The organism is Anaerostipes sp. AF04-45, from assembly GCF_003461725.1.
Taxonomy (GTDB): Bacteria; Bacillota; Clostridia; order Lachnospirales; family Lachnospiraceae; genus Anaerostipes; species Anaerostipes caccae.
The window spans coordinates 1-19,079 of record NZ_QTXQ01000009.1; the positions used below are offsets into that span (position 1 = coordinate 1).

The 19,079-nt window shown below is 46.1% G+C and carries 12 protein-coding genes and 1 riboswitch; of the genes, 1 reads left to right on the top strand and 11 read right to left on the bottom strand.

What is annotated here, in order from left to right; all coding sequences use genetic code 11:
* Nucleotides 1-293: 293 nt before the first annotated feature.
* Genes DWV34_RS13250 through DWV34_RS13265 form a run of 4 tightly spaced genes read right to left on the bottom strand, consistent with a single transcriptional unit; the run spans nt 294 to nt 7,144 of the window.
* Complete coding sequence (locus DWV34_RS13250) at nt 294-4,043, bottom strand: phosphoribosylformylglycinamidine synthase (protein WP_118476466.1); 3,750 nt, start codon at nt 4,041-4,043, stop codon at nt 294-296.
* An 11-nt stretch (nt 4,044-4,054) separates the two neighbouring features.
* Nucleotides 4,055-5,002: a M14 family metallopeptidase gene (locus DWV34_RS13255; protein ID WP_009288867.1), complete on the bottom strand. Its 948-nt coding sequence runs from the start codon at nt 5,000-5,002 to the stop codon at nt 4,055-4,057.
* Entirely contained in the window at nt 4,999-5,937 is a 939-nt protein-coding gene (locus DWV34_RS13260; RefSeq protein WP_006565945.1) for a M14 family metallopeptidase, read from the bottom strand. Before DWV34_RS13260 ends, DWV34_RS13255 begins: the two co-directional genes overlap by 4 nt.
* Nucleotides 5,938-5,941: 4 nt before the next feature.
* The gene (locus DWV34_RS13265; protein WP_006565946.1) at nt 5,942-7,144 is read right to left on the bottom strand and encodes a cation:proton antiporter; all 1,203 of its coding nucleotides are present in this window, start codon (nt 7,142-7,144) and stop codon (nt 5,942-5,944) included.
* A gap of 145 nt (nt 7,145-7,289) precedes the next feature.
* Between DWV34_RS13265 and DWV34_RS13270 the strand changes: the two genes are divergently transcribed.
* Nucleotides 7,290-7,607, top strand: coding sequence for a DUF1292 domain-containing protein (locus DWV34_RS13270; RefSeq protein ID WP_006565947.1), 318 nt, complete (start codon nt 7,290-7,292; stop codon nt 7,605-7,607).
* A 118-nt stretch (nt 7,608-7,725) separates the two neighbouring features.
* Here the strand turns inward: DWV34_RS13270 and DWV34_RS13275 are convergent, their stop codons facing one another.
* The 7 genes from DWV34_RS13275 to DWV34_RS13305 form a co-directional block, all read right to left on the bottom strand.
* Entirely contained in the window at nt 7,726-10,722 is a 2,997-nt protein-coding gene (locus DWV34_RS13275; RefSeq protein ID WP_009288870.1) for an EAL domain-containing protein, read from the bottom strand.
* A 19-nt stretch (nt 10,723-10,741) separates the two neighbouring features.
* Nucleotides 10,742-12,190: an extracellular solute-binding protein gene (locus tag DWV34_RS13280; protein ID WP_165353830.1), complete on the bottom strand. Its 1,449-nt coding sequence runs from the start codon at nt 12,188-12,190 to the stop codon at nt 10,742-10,744.
* Between the two features lie 88 nt (nt 12,191-12,278).
* A complete protein-coding gene (locus DWV34_RS13285; RefSeq protein WP_009288872.1) occupies nt 12,279-12,854 on the bottom strand; it encodes a Maf family protein in 576 nt (191 codons plus the stop codon).
* 106 nt (nt 12,855-12,960) lie between these two features.
* Nucleotides 12,961-13,527 carry a pyridoxal 5'-phosphate synthase glutaminase subunit PdxT gene (pdxT, locus tag DWV34_RS13290; protein ID WP_118476471.1) on the bottom strand — a complete coding sequence of 189 codons (567 nt, stop codon included), beginning with the start codon at nt 13,525-13,527 and terminating at the stop codon, nt 12,961-12,963.
* Entirely contained in the window at nt 13,527-14,402 is an 876-nt protein-coding gene (gene pdxS, locus DWV34_RS13295; protein ID WP_039946240.1) for a pyridoxal 5'-phosphate synthase lyase subunit PdxS, read from the bottom strand. The genes pdxT and pdxS overlap by 1 nt, the downstream gene beginning before the upstream one ends.
* Before the next feature lie 147 nt (nt 14,403-14,549).
* Complete coding sequence (locus DWV34_RS13300) at nt 14,550-17,249, bottom strand: DEAD/DEAH box helicase family protein (RefSeq protein WP_118476474.1); 2,700 nt, start codon at nt 17,247-17,249, stop codon at nt 14,550-14,552.
* A gap of 159 nt (nt 17,250-17,408) precedes the next feature.
* On the bottom strand, nt 17,409-18,821 hold the full coding sequence (locus DWV34_RS13305) for an alanine/glycine:cation symporter family protein (RefSeq protein WP_006565954.1): 1,413 nt from the start codon (nt 18,819-18,821) through the stop codon (nt 17,409-17,411).
* 145 nt (nt 18,822-18,966) lie between these two features.
* Nucleotides 18,967-19,060: riboswitch (glycine riboswitch) on the bottom strand.
* Nucleotides 19,061-19,079 lie beyond the last annotated feature (19 nt).

Here is a 19,079-nt window from a genome sequence, read left to right on the forward strand (position 1 = left end):
ATTTATTTTATATTTTGACCAAAATATTCTCATGTTTTACCAGACAGACTTTCTTTTTTCTCTATAATCACAAGAATTCCATAAGATTTGTTTAGAAATCGTTTAGAAATGTTTATTTTCTATCCATTGTTTCCGCCTGCTTTTCTGATATACTTAAGACATAGTTTTTCATATATATTTTTAATCCTCTCTTTTCATTAAATATAAGAACCCCGCAGGCAGCTGCGGGGTTCTTGTTATATTATGACGTAATAGACCGGACATGAAATGACATGTCCGGTCTTAAAACAAATTTATTTAAAATAATTGACTCCTGACAGGAATATCTTTTGATTCTTATTTCCTGCGATATTGCTGGATACGAACTGTCCCATACGCTCTGAGTGTCCCATCTTTCCTAACACCCTTCCGTCCGGGCTTGTGATACCCTCGATGGCATAGTAGGAACCATTTGGATTAAAGTCCTCATTCATTGTAGGATCTCCATTTAAGTCCACATACTGGGTTGCCACCTGGCCGTTTTCAAACAGCTTTTTGATCACATCTTCATTGGCCACAAAACGTCCTTCGCCGTGTGAAACAGGGATACTGAAAATGTCTCCCGCATTCACTTCATGGAACCACGGTGACAGATTTGATGTCACTTTCGTATAGGCTACTTTTGAAATATGCCGTCCGATCCGGTTCATCGTAAGCGTCGGAGACTGTTCTGTCTGTTCCACGATTTTTCCTTCCGGCACCAGTCCAAGTTTAATTAACGCCTGGAATCCGTTGCAGATTCCCAGTACGAGACCATCCCGATTATTCAGCAGGTCCATGACAGACTCTTTAAGCTTTTCATTTCGGAAGGCTGTTGCAAAGAATTTGGCGGAACCTTCCGGCTCATCACCCGCACTGAAGCCTCCAGGGAACATAATCATTTGTGACTCTTTGATTGCTTTTTCAAACTCATCTACGGAGTCACGGATTCCCTGTGCATCCAGATTCTTAAACACCTTGGTGATCACCTCTGCCCCTGCTTCTTCAAACGCTCTTGCAGAATCGTATTCGCAGTTTGTACCCGGAAATACCGGAATAAATACTTTTGGTTTCGCTGTCTTATTCTTGGCAAAATACGCCTTGCCTTTGGTGTAATTTCTTGTCTCTACTACATCCTGGCTTCCTTCTGAACGGGTTGGGAAGACCTCTTCTAAAGGCTTGGTCCACGCATCCACAGCCTCTTTCAGCGGAACCACTTCATTTCCTAATACAAGTTCCGGAGTTGTGGTGATCTCACCGAGAAGAAGGCTTGGAATCGCAAGTTTTCTGATATCCCTCGTATCCATTTCTACTACGAAAGATCCGTAATGGTTCTCAACAAGATCTTTGATTTCAACTTCCTGGTCAAAAATAACTCCAAGGCCATTTCCAAAAGCCATCTTGGCAACCGCTTCGATAGTTCCTCCGAATCCGATGGCATAGCAGGATTTGATTGCACCTTCTTCTATAAGCCTGTGGATTCGTTTGTAAACCTTTTTCGCCTCTCTGTAAACCGGAAGGTTATAGACATCCCTCGGAATACAGATCCGCACGAGACGGTTGCCGGCACGTTTCAGTTCCGGAGTAAGCACATGTTTTCCGTCTGCCACATCTACGGCAAAGGATACGAGCGTCGGAGGCACATCAATGTCGTTGAAGGTTCCTGACATACTGTCCTTTCCTCCGATTGATGCAAGTCCGAATCCAATCTGTGCATGGTATGCACCGAGCAGTGCTGCGAATGGCTGTCCCCATCGCTCAGGATCTTCGCCAAGCCGTTTGAAATACTCCTGGAAGGTCAGACGGATCTTCTTGTAATCACCGCCGGCTGCCACGATTTTTGCGATGGAATGAGTGATCGCATAAACTGCTCCGTGGAACGGACTCCATTTGGACAAGTATGGATCAAAACCGTAACTCATCATGGTCACAGTATCTGTTTTTCCGTGAAGCACCGGAAGCTTGGCTACCATCGTCTGAACCGGTGTCATCTGATATTTTCCGCCGTAAGGCAGAGTGACGCTGCCTGCACCAATGGTGCTGTCAAACATCTCCACAAGTCCTTTCTTGGAGCATACATTCAGATTTTTCAGTGTATCAATACATGCTTCCGTAAAGCTCTTTGGAATCTCCTGATCAAAGAAGCTGCTGACACGGTGCGGAACTTCCACATATACATCATTTTCCTGATGAGCCCCATTGGTATCCAAAAATGCACGGGAGAGATTCACGATCTCTTTTCCTCTCCAGGAGAGTACTAATCTCGGCTCCTCGGTTACAACGGCAACTGCTACCGCTTCCAGGTTTTCTTCCTCGGAAAAGGCTAAGAACTGGTCCACATCTTTTGGATCCAGGACAACCGCCATACGTTCCTGGGATTCAGAAATGGCAAGTTCTGTTCCGTCAAGTCCAGCATACTTTTTCGGTACCTTATCGAGATCGATCGTAAGTCCGTCTGCCAGTTCTCCGATCGCCACAGAAACTCCGCCTGCACCGAAATCATTGCACTTTTTGATCAGCCGGCTGACTTCTTCCCTTCGAAACAGCCTCTGGATCTTTCTCTCTGTCGGAGGATTACCTTTCTGTACTTCCGCGCCGCAGGTCTCGATGGACTCTTCCGTGTGGACCTTGGAAGATCCCGTAGCACCTCCGCAGCCGTCACGTCCGGTTCTTCCGCCGAGCAGAACGATGATATCTCCGGGATCTGAAGTTTCCCTTACGACGTTTTTTCTGGGCGCTGCGCCCATGACAGCCCCGATCTCCATACGTTTTGCCACATAATCCGGATGATAAATCTCATCTACAAATCCCGTGGCTAATCCGATCTGGTTGCCGTAAGAACTATATCCATGGGCAGCTCCGGTCACGATTTTTCTCTGCGGAAGTTTTCCTTTTAATGTATCTTTTAACGGGACTGTAGGATCACTGGCCCCTGTCACACGCATAGCCTGGTATACGTAAGAGCGTCCTGAGAGCGGATCTCTGATAGCTCCTCCGAGGCAGGTAGCCGCTCCACCAAACGGTTCGATCTCTGTAGGATGGTTATGTGTCTCATTCTTAAAACTTACGAGCCACTCCTCCTCTTCCCCGTCTATGGAAACAGGCACCACGATGCTGCATGCGTTGATCTCCTCGCTCTCTTCCATGTCATTTAAAGCACCTTCTCTTTTCAGACGGCGCATAGCCATCAGCGCAAGGTCCATCAGGCATACAAATTTGTCTTTCCTGCCCTGGAAAATGCTCTTATGATCCAGCATGTACTGCTCATAGGTCGCCTCCAAAGGCGCACGGTAGAACCCTTCCTGGAACTTGATATTTTTAAGTTCCGTTGAAAAAGTCGTGTGACGGCAGTGATCAGACCAATAGGTGTCCAGAACGCGGATCTCGGTCATGGACGGGTCTCTCTGCTCCTCTTCTTTAAAGTACTTCTGGATGTGCAGGAAATCCTTGAATGTCATAGCCAGGTTGAGGGAATCATAGAGTTCCTTAAACGGCTGTTCGCCCATACCCCTGAATCCTTCCACAATCTTTACATCCTCCGGCTCCTCAAACTCCATCACAAGAGTATCCGGTTTTTCTTCAGAGGACTCTCTGGAATCCACCGGATTGATGCAGTAATCTTTGATCTGTCCCATCTCATCCTCAGACAGTGTTCCCTTTACTACATATGTAGTGGCACTTCGGATGACCGGTTCCTCACTTTCATTTAACAGCTTCAGACACTGCTGGGCAGAGTCTGCCCTCTGGTCAAACTGCCCCGGGAGGAATTCTACGCTGAAAGCCGTTTCCCCTTCTTCCACAGGAAACGCTTCCTCATAAACTTCATCCACAGGAGGCTCACTGAACACGGTGCCCAGCGCCTTTTGATAGCTTTCCTCAGAAACATTTTCTACATCATAGCGGATCAGTACGCGGATATTTTCCACATCCAGTCCCAGGTACTGCCTCACTTCCTCCAGCAGTTCCTTTGCTTTGATGGCATAGTCCTGTTTCTTTTCCACATAAACTCTCTTTACTTGTCCCATATGGTCCTCCTCTATTCGTGCAGCTTCTTTATGATTTGAAACGCAGAAGCATTCTCCAAGATCATTGGATCCTTCTTCGCGTAAAAAACGATTCCATCTACGGTGGAATGCACCTCAGAAATAATATCTCCCTCGTAAGGGTCCAGAATCTCCCCTAAGAGCTGTCCCCGGTGCACTTCCTCTCCGACATTGACAAGACGCCGGAAAAATCCCGATGCCTCCGTCTTGACTTCCGCCATGTCCTCTTCTTCTATAATACTTGCAATATAGCCGTTATGGCAATTATATTTTAAAATTCCCATTCTGGTTAAAAACCGCAAAACAGCAGATACAGCCTGTTTCGCCGAAAACTCATTGATATGTCCTGTATCACCGGAATAGACTGAAAATGCATCGGTCCCGTTGATCTGCCAGTTATAATTCAGCGTCTTCACATCAAAACTTCTCTGCTTGCTTGTAATCACATAGGGCAGTCCGAATAAGTTTGCCAGACTTGCACTTTCCTTTCCGGTCGGCTGCATCCGGACATGGGGTATAAAATCTCCTTTCCGGTAAAAGGAAGGAAACTGAATTCCATAACGGTAGCCCTTTACTTTCGCAAATATACTGGCCGCAAGACGGCTGGTCGGCTCTCCCTGCGGATTCCCCGGAAACTCCCGGTTGATGTCACTGTTGTCCGATACCCAATACCGCATCCCTACATTCATTGATGAATTATTCAGTGAAGGAATGACCAGAATCTCATGATTTCCCACAATCGAGCCGGATGCTTCCAGCTCCTTCAGTCTCTTTACCAGCAGAGAGCAGATAAAAAGCTGCTGAAATTCATTTCCTCTCATGGAACCGACAATGCAGGCAGACGGTTCTGAGTCTTCGCCTGTACTTCCGAACCGGAATCCCTCTATTTTAAATTCTTCCCTGAGGTAGGAATCTGTCGTATATAATGTCTCTTTGATCATATCAGGTCACCTCCCACGACTCTGGCGATCAGTGACCCCTCTGTGACACCCGGATGCTCTCGGACAGTCATCAGAATACCGTCCACCGGAGCAATGATTTCTTCCTCCACGGCTCCTAAAATCGGACTTGTGACACTGCCGATGATCTCACCCTTTTTCACATGATCTTTCACCTTTTTGTGGGTCACAAACAAACCATTCGTCTCACAATTCAGATAATGAATCCCGTCATCATGGACGACCGGCGCTCTCTTCGGTTCTGCAGACGGGCCCTTCCAGATGCCCAGTTCCTTCATGACAGCAAACACTCCCTCTATGATCTGTCGGCAGAAGTCATATTTGATCCTGAACGCGGCCCCTGATTCTGTGACCATACAGGGCACTCCCCGCTCATTCAGGGCATAGGATAAGCTTCCCTCATTCACTGTCGTGGACGGATGTATCCAGATCAGATCCGTGTTCATATAGCCCGCAAGGCAGAGCAGACGTTCGTCCGCATCGCTGTTTAATCTCACCTGTGGGATCTCCTGAAGAAAAATATTGCTGGAGTGGATGTCAATGACACAGTCTGCACTCTCCATATCCCCCAGCAGCTTAGCCGCCGTATATTCCCCGAGTTCCCCCTTTAAATCTCCCGGAAATACCGCGCTGTAATCTTCCTGTGTGACCGGAATACTCCGGCTCCTGGCGTCCAGCCCCAGAGGGTTGACCGACGGATATACGTCCACGATTCCTGACAGGGAATCATAGTCCTCTTTGATCCTCTTTATGATCTCTCCGCATATATACTGTCCTCCAAGCTCATCTCCATATAAACCCGAAACGAGGCAGATTCTCTTTTCTCTTCCCGTCATCACGTCCGGATGCAGGGAATTCTTCTTAATCCTTAATGTCTCCCGCACCGGGAGTTTTACTGATACTACTGTCTCAATCATCCTGTTATCTCTTTCCTGTCCTATACGTCAATCCGCTAAACCACTCTGAAAAAAACAGCTTGAGAAGAATCGGCGCCAAAAGGGTTGTCACCAACACCATAATGACCATAGGCGCAAACATCTCTTCCCTGAGCAGCCCCACATGGATTCCTTTTTGTGCAACGATCAGCGCAACCTCTCCCCTGCAGACCATGCCGGCCCCGATCTTTAAGGACTCCTTATAAGAATACTTACAGACCTTAGCTCCGATGCCGCAGCCGATGATCTTCGTCAGGACAGCGGCAATACTGATAAGCACAGTGAAGATGATCATCGTCTGCGTCATTCCCGCCACTTCGACTTTGAGGCCGATGCTGGCAAAGAAAATCGGGGTAATCAGCATGTATGAGATACACTCCACCTTTCGGTGAATATAGTAAGTCTCCGGTATTCTGCACAGGATAATTCCTGCCAGATATGCCCCGGTGATATCTGCAATTCCAAATAATTCGGCCAAAAATGCCAGAAACAGACAGAATGCCAGTGCAAGCACCGGAACCCGCCTTCTGTGGACCTGTTCATTGTTTACTTTCATCGTGGACATCCTGCGGAAAAACTTGTACACAAAAATTCCGCCGGCACCTGAAATAACGAAAAACAGCGCCATCTTGCCAATGATCATAAGCACTCCGGTAAGCTCAACTGTTCCCGCTTTTCCAATGCTTGTCATAACAGAGAGCAGGATAATACCCAGGATATCATCAATGATCGCTGCGCCTAAGATCGCTGTTCCGACCCGCCCCTTAAGTTTGCCCATGTCCTGAAGGGTTTCTACGGTAATGCTCACAGATGTGGCAGTCAAAATGACTCCCACAAAAATATTTTCCATTAAGTTCTTTTCAAACATAAAAGAGATGACCGCTCCGACCGCCAGGGGCACGACAACTCCGCACAGCGCGATCACCATGGCTGCTTTTCCGCTGCGTTTCAGTTCCCTTATATCGGTCTCCAGCCCTGCCTGAAACATCAGGACAATCACACCGATCTCTGCCAGACTCAGGATCGTGTCAGACGGTTCGATCACGTTCAGCATCACCGGTCCCAGTATGATGCCTGCAATCAAAGCTCCGACTACCGGAGGCATGTTTACTTTTCGCGAAAACAGGCTGAAAGACTTTGTCAAAGCCAGTATCACCGCTATATCTAATAAATATCTGTATTCTTCCATAATAGTAGCCTCCGCTGTACCAATCTTTTTGTCCCCTTGCTTTTTCCTTTATTATTTAGTATATTAAGAACAGCCCAAAAATGCAAATAAAATTAATAGAATTTCTGTGCTCACAGAGCCGGATTCTAGGAAATGAGGTAGTCTTATGAGTGAAGATATCAACGTAGAAGCTGACGTATTTGAAGAAGAAAATCCAATCATCCATCTGGAAATGGAGGATGGTGTCCAGCTCGACTGCGCCGTGATCTGTATCTTCGGCATCGAAGAACAGGATTATATCGCCCTGGTTCCCGTAAAAGACCTTGAGAACGATGAGGAAGAAAGCGAACTGCTTCTTTACCGCTACGAAGAATTGCCGGATGATGAAGTTCAGCTGGACAATATCGAGGACGACGAGGAATATGAGATGGTTTCCGCTGCTTTTGATGCTATTTTAGACGACGAGGATGACGAAGAAGAATAAATCATTTCTCATCCCCTGACAGGTTTCGATCATTTGAAATAAACAATATAAAAACCTTCGGAAACGGCCTTTTCTCTGCCGCAGCCGAAGGTTTTTTCCTATTTGGTTCATACACTTCTTAACTCTGCAGATCCAAAAGCCGTTTCTTCTTCTGTTCATCGATGCGCTGGACGAGCAGGCTCGGCTTTGCAAAATAGTATCCCTGGATATAATCTGCCCCCAGCTTCACTACCGTCTGCATTTCCTCATATGCCTCCACACCTTCCGCAATAATCCTGATGTCCCTTTCGTGGGCATAGTATATGATATTTTTAACAATCTGCTGTTTGTTGCGGTCCAGATGGATATCCCTGATAATCTTCATGTCAATCTTGAGATATTGGGCTGTCACGCTCAGCAGCAGGTGCTCACTGTTGTATCCGCTGCCATAATCATCGATAGCAATGCCGCCTCCCCACCGATGCATCCTCTCTTCTTTTTTAGCCTGCATCATCCGGTTGCCGCGCTCTTCCTCCGTAATCTCCTGAACAATCAGATCAAGGTATTCTCCGTACTGAAGTTCAAACCGTTCAACGTCTTTTTCATCCAGATCCTGATTTGGAATGGAATTGATAAAAACTCTGGTTCCCCTTTTTACGGCTTTGCTCTGCACCAAATCCACAAAAGATTCCATAGATTTAAACCAAGTCAGGCGTTCGATCTCATACAGTTTGGATTCCTGTTTCGCCAGAGACAAAATCTCGTAGACTGTAGGAATCGAATCCAGTCTGGAACGCATCAATGCTTCGTATGCAAATGTCTCGCCGGTCTTCACATCGATGATCGGCTGGAAGTAATATTCGATCAGCTCTTCTTCGATCAGATGATTCAGTTCTTCTTTATTCTGCAGCAAATATGCATCCTGAAAATAACTTTCTCTGTCGAATTCCCCATATCTGCCTTTTCCTCTTTTCTTTACCTTGTACATGGCAAAGTCTGCATACTTAATGAGTTTCGTATAGTCATCGGTGTTGTCCGGATACCATGCGATCCCTCCCGACATCCTGAGCCGGAATTTCTGCTTATTTGGAAGTTCCAGATATTCTTCATCCATTTTTGACCAGCAGTGATTTATTTTCTTTCGTATTGCATCCTTTGAATCATATCCGTAGAAGAAGACGAAAAATTCATCACCGGACATCCTGGCCACTACCGACTCTTTGGGAGTATATTTTTTGAGTCCTGCTGCAGTTTTCTGGATATATTTATCTCCAAAGTCATGTCCGTAAGAGTCATTTAAAAATTTGAGATTATCCAGATCAATCATCATCAGAGCTGCAGTGCCCAGAACATCTTTTCCTTTCTGAAACAGCTGCTCCAGCCTGGCATTAAACGCTCTCCTGTTCAGTATATTCGTGAGCAGGTCATAATCCCTCTCATACTCCATCTTCTTGAGTTCCAGAGTCTCCTTGGTGATATCTTCTGCCAAACCGACGATTTTGTCTTCTTCATACCGTATGCTCAGGCGTACCCAGAACAGATCTTCCTTATCCGGTATCTCGAAAATATAAATATGATCCTGTTCATTTTTCCTGCTCACATACCGCCGAAACATCTCCATGTTTTCTGTGAATTCTTCAATCGACATGTTCTTCCGGATTTTTTCACTGCGAAATACCCTAAAAAAGTCTTCTGTCATAAAAAGCTGGTTTTCATTCCAGTCAATCTCAAATCCGCCGATTTTTATGCTGGCCATCCGCAGGATCTGTGCAAACTTCCTGGACGCCTGAAAGACATCTGAGCTCAGCTTTTCAAAAGACCCTCCCAATTCATCCAGTTCTTTTACCCCGGTTCTTCTCAGCGCAATGGGTTCGCTCGGATTGCTGTTTTTGACATCCGATGCCAGGCTGATGACCGGCCGCGTGATCAGAATACTGATCACCAGCACTCCTATGATGCTGGCAATAAACAGTGCTGTCACTACAATCACAAGTGTCTTGTTAAATTTGTTGGAAAATGAGAACAGCTGATCCGTGGGAACAACACCGATCAGCGCCCATTTCTGATCTGCAAACGGTGTATTCGTGTTATAAAGATTGATATAGTGGACATTGCTGCAAAGCAGATCTGCATCAGATCCTCCGATGGTGAAAGCATTGTCATAGTCTTTTGATGCAACCAGATTGATTGTTTTGCTCTGCTTCATATACATATTGTAAGCAGGCCCGCTGACCATGACATTTTGAAGCTGATTTCCTTTTCCTCCGTCCTGTACGCCGAGTATGTAAGCACTGTTCTTATTCTCGCTGAGTTCATTGAATGAGATCAGTTTCTTTAAATAATCAGTAGACAGCTCAATGCCCAGGACCCCGTACACTGTCCCGTCGCTCAGCCTGAGCGGGACAGAATAGGAAATCACTTCTTTTGGATTGTTGGCCAGAGTATAAGTCTTGCTCCAGTATGCCAGATCCGCTGTTTTGAGCTCCGGGTATTTCTCTGCGGCCATGTACGGCTCATACAAAAAAGAATAGTAATCGACAGAGGAATCTTTGAAATCAAATCCCGAATTCCACCCGGTATCCATCCCGATCTTCCACTTCTTTACCAGGGCAGAAGGCATCCGTTCCGCGAGAAGGTCTGTGTTGTTCTCAGACGGTGCAGCCACCGGATCATAATCCCTGATATAAATCCCGGGCTTATTTTGATACCCGCGGCTTTCTTCCTCTTTTGAAAGATCTTTGGTATTAAGAACCACAAATGCCCCTGTCACCATGTTTTGACGAATCAGCGAGATCAATTCTTCCATGCTCTCGTCCAGAAGACCGGTATAAACCGAACTGTCACTGTCAATCCTTGAAAACTTTTTTGCATCGTCCGTCTTCAGTTTCTCTGCCGACTGGTTGATCCCGTTTAAGGCAGAATCCAGATTGGACCATCGCTTCACCATCTCATCTTCCAGATAATTCTTTCGGTTGATAACTCGCTCATTAATGATATCCACAGAATTCTGGTTCAGACGGTTCATGACCCCGCCTCCGAACAGAAGTCCCGCAAGGACTGCTACCTGGAGGATGACCAGCAGAAGAAGAGGTACCAATATTCTTTTTAAAATTGAATTTTGCCTTATCTGTCTCATACCCCGGATCTTAACCTCATCAGCCTTCCAATGTTTTTAATTCCTTTAATGTTTTTTCATACCACTGTTCAAAATTCTGATCTGTGTTATATTTTTTCACCGCAGCTTCATAGGACATGCCGCCCTTTATGGCTTTCTCCACAGCTTTTCTGTCCTGATCGGCTTTGTCAGACAGACATGTTTCTAAAATATTTCTGATCTGGCTTCCGTTCTTTGCGGCTTTCGGAGTGTACATTTTGTTATTATTGACTGTTTTGACCGCTGTCATAACTGTGTCTTTAATATCCTCATTTTTCTCATCCTTCATTGCCTTTTCAACAGCTTTTTCGGTATTGGCTTCTTTTTTTACCGGCAGGTAGCTGGAGGTAGCCGCAAATTCAAAGTTACGTTTTGCCTCGGTAAACCATTTTAAAAATTGAACAGATGCATAAATTTCTTTATCGGAAGATTTTGTGACGACCATTCCTGCGCCCTGCTGAACCGCATAATCTTCTTCATCCGCAAACTTCGGAACTTCATAGGATCTTACCTTGATCGGATAACTTTTCTTGTCATTGACCGTCACCGCCTTCGGATAATATGCCGCCCCGGAACTGGAGCCTGTAAACGCGATGAGGCTGCCCATCTTCATATCATCGCTTCTGTATCTTCCGCTCGCAGTAAAATAACCTTTGATATATGGAGTATAGTAATTATCCCAGAGTTTTCTCACTACTTTCTTATCAAAATTGATTTTACACTTTCCTTTTTCAATCTTTAAGAGGTCCACTCCCTGCTGTTTAGCTCCAACGAAAAAATAGTTTGCCATCGCATCTCTTCCATAAAATGCTTTCCCGTCATTCGGAGTTTTGGTAGCCTTGTCCGTCCACTTATAATACTTTTCCGCAGTCTTTACGAGTCCTTCGATTGTACTCAGGTCGGAAGTTTTTGCTCCGGTAGCTTTTGAAAACTTCTCCCAGTCCGTCTGGTTTACCGCAAGTACTTCCGTAGCCTTTGCCACAGGAAATATTTTTAACTCTCCGGCCCTGGAAAGTTCTCCTTCCTCGATGTAGTTATCCACATACTCTCCGATCTCGTCTTTTGTGAGATATTCGTTCAGATCGGCTACGAGTCCAAGCTTGTTTACCTGATATGCCGTATCCGCATAAGCGGCAAAAATATTCGGCATCTCACTGGCTCCAGCCTTTTTATTTGCTGAATTCAGCACGGTCTTCTCAAGATCATAGACATTACCCTGTGCATAAGTCTCGACATAGATCCCTTCATCTTTTCCATCGGAATTATTAAACTGGCTCACCAGGCTTTCAAATGCTTCCTGCTGTGCGCCGTTGTAATAATGCCAGACAGAGATGACCGTCGGATTATCCTTATCCAGCTCTACTGTCTTTGCTTCTTCTTTTTTTCCGCACCCTGCAAGCAGCGAAACTGCCATAAAGCAGGTGAGCATACAAACTAATAATTTTTTCATAAGACTTCCCCCTGATAAACCTGTCTTTAGCATCTTCTACTAGAATACCATATTTATCCGTAAACATCAAAAAAACAACAGCCGGACTTTATATCCGGCTGCTTTGCTCATCCCATTTTTTTAATACCTGAAGAAATCTGGCTACAGGAAATCCTACTACATTGTAATAGTCTCCTTCAATTCCCCGTATGAAGCGGGCCGCTCTGCCCTGAATGCCATACGCTCCGGCCTTATCCATCGGTTCTCCCGTCTCGATATAGCATCTGATCTCATCTTCTGAGACCGGATAGAAAAAAACGGATGTCTCTTCATAAAAAACATGCTTCTTTTCCCCGCAGATGCACGCAACACCTGTATACACCTGATGTCTGCTTCCGCTGAGCATGCGAAGCATCCGGGCAGCATCATCCTTATCCACAGGCTTTCCGAGTATACTGCCTTCCATGGCGACTACGGTATCAGCGCCTATAACCATACAGTCTCCGTCAGCACGGCCCGCTACATCTTCCGCTTTTTGAAGAGCCAGCTCCATCACCGCGTCTTTCGGCTCCTGTTTTGTGATCACTTCCTCTTTCGTGCTCGGAATCACCGTGAAATCGATTCCTACCTGCTTCAGTATCTCCCTGCGCCTGGGAGACGCGGATGCCAGTATCAGTGTTTTCATTTCTTCCTCCTCTTTCTGCCTAAAACCAACGATACAAGCCGCTTCCTGTTTCTTCTCTGAGGGCTTTTAAACTGATTATAATGCAGCAGAGCCTGCTTGTCGACTGCTAAGCTTCTTTTATCATATCGAGGAAATACCGGTGGACAGTATCGTCGTCATCCAGTTCGGGATGAAAAGCCGTCACCAGCTGATTGTCCTGTCTGGCAGCTGTAATCTTCCCTCCTGTTGACGCCAAAACCATGACTTTGTTTCCCGCTTCTTCAATATAAGGTGCGCGGATAAATGTCATAGGAATTTTTCCTTCTTCTCCAAACGATTCTTCTGTCCAAAAGCTTCCCAGCTGGCGGCCGTAGGCATTTCTCCTGGCCGTGATATCCATTGTCGCAAGATAAGCGCTCTCCCCTTTTATTCTTTGAGCCATCAGGATCAGGCCCGCACAGGTTCCAAAAGCCGGAAGCCCGTTTAGGATCATAGTTCTTAACTTCCCGGCCATCTCAAGATCCCGCAGAAGCTTTCCTATGACCATACTTTCTCCGCCCGGAAGAATCACCCCGTCCATCTGACGGTCCAAATCTTTTTTCCCGCGGATTTCAAAGCTTTGGGCTCCTAAGTTTTCTACCTTCCTGCGGTGTTCTGCAAATGCTCCCTGAAGAGCAAGCACCCCGACCCTCATCACTGTCCTCTTTCTGCCATCAAGAGCTGAATCTCGTCTTCATTGATCCCCACCATGGCTCCTCCCAGGTCTGTGGACAATTCAGCAAGTATCTTCGGATCGCGGAAATTTGTAACAGCCTTTACAATGGACCGTGCACGCTTTTTTGGATCACCCGATTTAAAGATACCGGAGCCAACGAAAACTCCTTCCGCCCCAAGCTGCATCATCAGAGCCGCATCAGCCGGAGTCGCCACTCCGCCAGCTGCGAAATTAACTACGGGAAGCCTGCCGTCTTCGTGGACTTTCAGCACCAGTTCATAAGGTACACCGAGTTTTTTTGCCTCGTCAAACAGCTCATCTTCCGCCATAGATGCAATCCGTCTGATATCCCGGTTCAGCATCCTCATATGCCTCACGGCCTGAACAACATCTCCAGTGCCTGGCTCTCCTTTAGTCCGTATCATAGCGGCTCCTTCGCTGATCCTCCGAAGTGCCTCGCCGAGATCTTTTGCCCCGCAGACAAACGGAACTTTAAATTTTGTTTTATCGATGTGGTAAACATCGTCGGCGGGCGAGAGCACTTCGCTCTCATCTATGTAATCGATCTCAACCGCCTCCAGTATCTGTGCCTCCGCGAAATGCCCGATTCTTACCTTCGCCATCACCGGGATGGATACTGCCTCCTGGATTTCTCTGATCATTTTCGGATCACTCATTCTGGACACGCCTCCGGCTGCGCGGATGTCTGCCGGAATCCTTTCCAATGCCATGACTGCACAGGCCCCGGCCTCCTCTGCCGTTTTCGCCTGATCCGGAGTCGTCACATCCATAATGACTCCCCCTTTTAACATCTGTGCCAACTGTTTATTTAACTGGTAACGCTCATTTTCCATGACTGTGTCCTCCATAATATGTTAGTCTTTGTTTTTATGCCGGCATTAAAAACTTAAGACTTATTATACAGCGCATTGGCATTATCAAAACATCCAGTTTTTATATATTTAACAGTACCAGTTTGTTATAAGTGTTAGAAACGCCAATTATTCCAGTGCTCCTTTTACTTTCTTTTTGCGCCCGCAGAGCCTGGCTTCCGCATTATTTGCCTGATTTGCGTATGCATGTCTTCTCCCTTTTAAAAGAATCTTTCGCCCTTCTTCATTTCTTGTATAGACTAATTTGTAATTTCCTATGCTTTTTCTCATAGCTTGTGCAAAGGCCCCGGCATCTTGTCTGGTCTTCGCAAAGATGCCCGGAACACTGAAATAACTCTGCATCTTGTTCCAGCTCCTTTTTTCATACAGGAGATATCTCTGATTATCAATCTCTCCCAAAAACTCGTCTACACATGCAGAAAACAGATCCTTTTCCCTCACTGTCCCTCCCCTCAGATAAACAAAATAAAATAATCCCTTTTCTTCTGTCACAACTTTGGTATCAGAAGAGATTTGACCCTTTTGAATCAATGCTGATCTGATCCCTGTCCCAATCGCATTTAACCGTTTCAGAGGTGTCAGCAGCCTGACAATTCCTGTGCCGCAGCGGATCGTCAGCAGTACAAATAAACTCGTAGCTGCTGCAGAGAACAAAAGCGGAACCAGCCCCTCTGTGCTGAACGCTCCAGTGTATAGAATAAGATTGCATGTTTGAATAATCACCGCAAGCAGCTCAAAACCGATCAGATTAAAAAAACCAGCCCCCGGCTTCAAAACTGATTTGTCCATCACACATTCGTCGGTAATTTCCATTTTATCGAAGACAACGGCGGCCCGTTCCCACTTCTTTTGCAGACCTTCTCTGTCTTTGGCTCTTTTTTTCATCTCTTCATTGATTCTTTTCACTTCTTTTTCTGTATAGTGATTTTCGGCGAGATCAAGTCGTTCCATGCCGTTTTCAATGATATCTTCTGTATAACTGATGCCTAAAATTCCTTTCATCCTCCTGGACAGCATGGCAAAATCATCGGACAATTCTGCCTCCCCCGTTCCCATCAGCCGGCTGACTCTGGTCTGTCTGTCGGTAGTATCAAGGCACACCAAATGCCAGATGTTACTTGTCTTTTCCGGATTTCCTGGCATAATCCTGACAGCCCTCCCTCTCATCTGGTTGCTCAGTACAAAGGAACCGACAAAGCTTGCCAGAATCAAAGAGTTAATACAAGGAGAATCCCATCCCTCTCCTAAAAGTGACTTTGTCCCGATCAAAATCTGTACATAGCCGGCTTCAAAAGCCTCGGTTGCAATCCGGACCATATTCTGTTTTTTCCCGCGGACAGTAACTTTTGCATATCCCAAAGCCGTCCCTGATCTGTTCTTCATCTCCTCAAGCTGCAACTTGCTGCTGTCTCCCAGAATTCTCTTTGCCGTATCCGTTAAAAACTCTGATGCTTCAGACGGCAGAATCATCAGTTCTCCGCATACAACTCCGAGTCTTATCTCTGCTTCCAATTCTCTGCGCAGCATCTCGAACAGCGGTACTGCCCCTATTTTTTCAGCTGGACGGTCTGGATCTCCTACAGCCTTCTCATATTCTCTCCTGATATAATCCGTCAGGATCAAAAGATTCAGCCCTTTTCCCATAGATTCATATTCAGCCGCTGCAATCTCCCTGATACTTTTCAGCTTTCCCCTGCTGTTAGTCAGCAGTTTTTCTATAGATTCATTGGCACACAGCGATACTCTTCTGCGCTCTATACATTTTCTGCGCTTTAAACTCTGGATTAAACCGCTGATGTATCCGGCATCTGCATCATAGCTGCCAGTGTCATCGAACAAAATTCCCTGAAGCAGCTGTTCCAGCCTTGAGATATCAAACTCCGGCAGACGCTTTATTCCTAATACCTTAAGCCATTTTTTTGGATAAGGAATTCCCTTAGCCTCCAGAAATGTCAGGACCGAAACAAGATACGCAGGTTTTTCCAGCAGTTCATCTGCAGACTGATCCGGATCCATAATCCCCTTTCGCGAGGCAGCAACAGCCGCAAAACTTTCATCTGCAGTCATTTCCTGAAACACCTTGCGGACCTCCCCGCGAAATGCATCTATCTGGGCTTTTTCATCCTCTGTCGGGTAATTAAAATACACATAATCCTGATGCGGGCACAGGCTGTGGTCCTGCACCAGCTCCGGCACAATGATCTCCTCATCAATCTCCCCGCAAAGTCCAATATACCGCTCCCACTGAGCCGATGTAGAATCATAAGGCGGTGTAGCCGTCAGGGAAACGACGCAAACATTTTCCATCTTCATCATAAATTTTTCTAATGATTTCCACCACTCGCTGCGGAGATGATGACACTCATCAAGACAGATGGTCCCGATTTCTGCTGCTTTGACAGCATTTATAAGATTAAATACTTTAGAGTCCTCCTGTTCCGCTTCAAAAACGGACTTCGGCCCGTTAATTTGTTCCATTCCGAAATGGAGTGCCTGATATGTGACAGACGTTATCAGAGCCGGTGCGTGTATGTCATCTGAAAGCAGACTTTGATCGTCTTTTTGGATAAAAGCCTCTTTTACACGTTCCAGCCATTGCTGCCGGATTACTGCAGAAGGAGACAGGATGAGACAAGGCCTGCCCAGACGCCGGATCAGCTCAATTCCAAGGGTGGTCTTACCAGAGCCAGGCGGTGCTACAATATGTATTTTCCCGTCCTTCAAATAAGTATCTGCACGGTCTAAAATCCTTTCTTGATAAGGGCGCCATGCTCCTTTGAATTTTAAAATATGATCATAAGAATTCATTTTTCACCTTTCTGAAACATCCGGCCGTGTCTCACAACATCTGTCTGTTTTTTACCGTCAAGTTTATTGTACCCAGTAATTTATGCTTTGACAACAATTCGTCCGTCCACAAAAAAAGATATCTTCAATATTTATGCGAAGATATCTTTTTACAGCTCTTTATTCTTTATCTGATTTTAATTTGTTAAAATAGGCTTTTGTCTCTGCGATCACAACCGGACTCAATGCCGCCAGAGCAATCAGGTTTGGAAGCGCCATCAGGGCATTAAAGATATCTGCGATCTTCCATACTGCTTCCACCGTCATAAACGGTCCGATAAACACAGCCAGAATATACAGGTACCGGTATCCCATCACGATCTTCATTCTGCCGTTTGTAAGGTATTCCAGGCACCGTTCCCCGTAATAATTCCACCCGAGAATTGTAGTAAATGCAAAAAACACCAGACAGAGCATCAGGATAAAGGACGGGACGACCGGTGGAAACGGCATTCCCATCTGGAACGCTTTTGTAGTAACTTCCACACCCTCAAGCCCTACATTCCATGTACCGGAGATGACAATGCTGAGCCCAGTCATGGTACAGATCACAATGGTGTCGATAAAGGTACCGGTCATGGAAACAAGACCCTGGCGCACCGGCTCTTTTGTCTGGGCAGCAGCAGCCGCGATCGGCGCACTTCCAAGACCCGCCTCATTGGAAAAGATCCCTCTGGCGATTCCGGACTGCATGGCAGCCAGCATCGTTCCGAGAGCGCCTCCGGCCATTGCCTTGACTCCGAATGCGCTTTTTACCACGAGTGCGATCGCCGCAGGCACTTCCTGTATGTTAAAAATAATGATACTCAGCGCAGCAAGAACGTAAGCCACCGCCATAAACGGGACGACCACCTGGGAAACAGCCGCAATTCTCTTGATTCCCCCGAGAACTACCGCCGCAACGCAGACCGTGATGATCACGCTGGCAACAAGCACCATATAGGAATAATCTTTTCCAAACAAGGAGATCATATGAGCGTTGTTCGGATCAAAAAAGTTCTTGACTGCCCCGGAAATCCCGTTCACCTGTGTAAATGTTCCGATTCCGAACAGACCGACGCCCGCTCCGAAAAAAGCAAAAATCTTAGCCAAAGGCCTCCATTTGCGCCCCATACCATTTTCTATGTAATAGAACGGCCCGCCGAGCACGTGTCCCTTCTCATCGATGGTCCGGTACTTGATCGCCAAAAGGCCTTCCGCATATTTGGTGGCCATACCGAAAAATGCCGCCAGGATCATCCAGAACAAAGCTCCCGGTCCCCCGGCACAAAGCGCCGTAGCTACTCCAACGATATTTCCGGTACCGATCGTTGCAGAAAGGGCCGTACAGAGAGCACCAAAACTGGTGACTTCCCCGGAGCCTCCCTCCTCATTTTTCACCATATATTTTAACGCCCTGGGAAGATGTCTGATCTGCAGAAGCCCCAAACGCACAGTGAGATAAATTCCCACAGATAAAATAAGGACGATCAGCGGTATCCCCCAAACTACATCGTCAAGCCAGATAATAAAATTGTTCAATTGTGTCAGCATGTTTCCTTCTCCTCTTTGGTTTCCTGTATTCTTTTTATTAAAAATTCATGGAGAACTCTTTGTATGGAATAAAAAAAGCCAAACCCAAAGTTTGACTAAGAAAGAGTAAGCAAATATACAGTACACCGAAAACGTGCCCCATGTTTATGTCTGCTCTGTCCTTTTGCCTGAGAGATAAACAGCCTGCGCTGCCGTACACCTTCGGCGCTCTTTCTTTGAGACTCTCCAGAGTGTATATAGTATCTATACATACGTTAA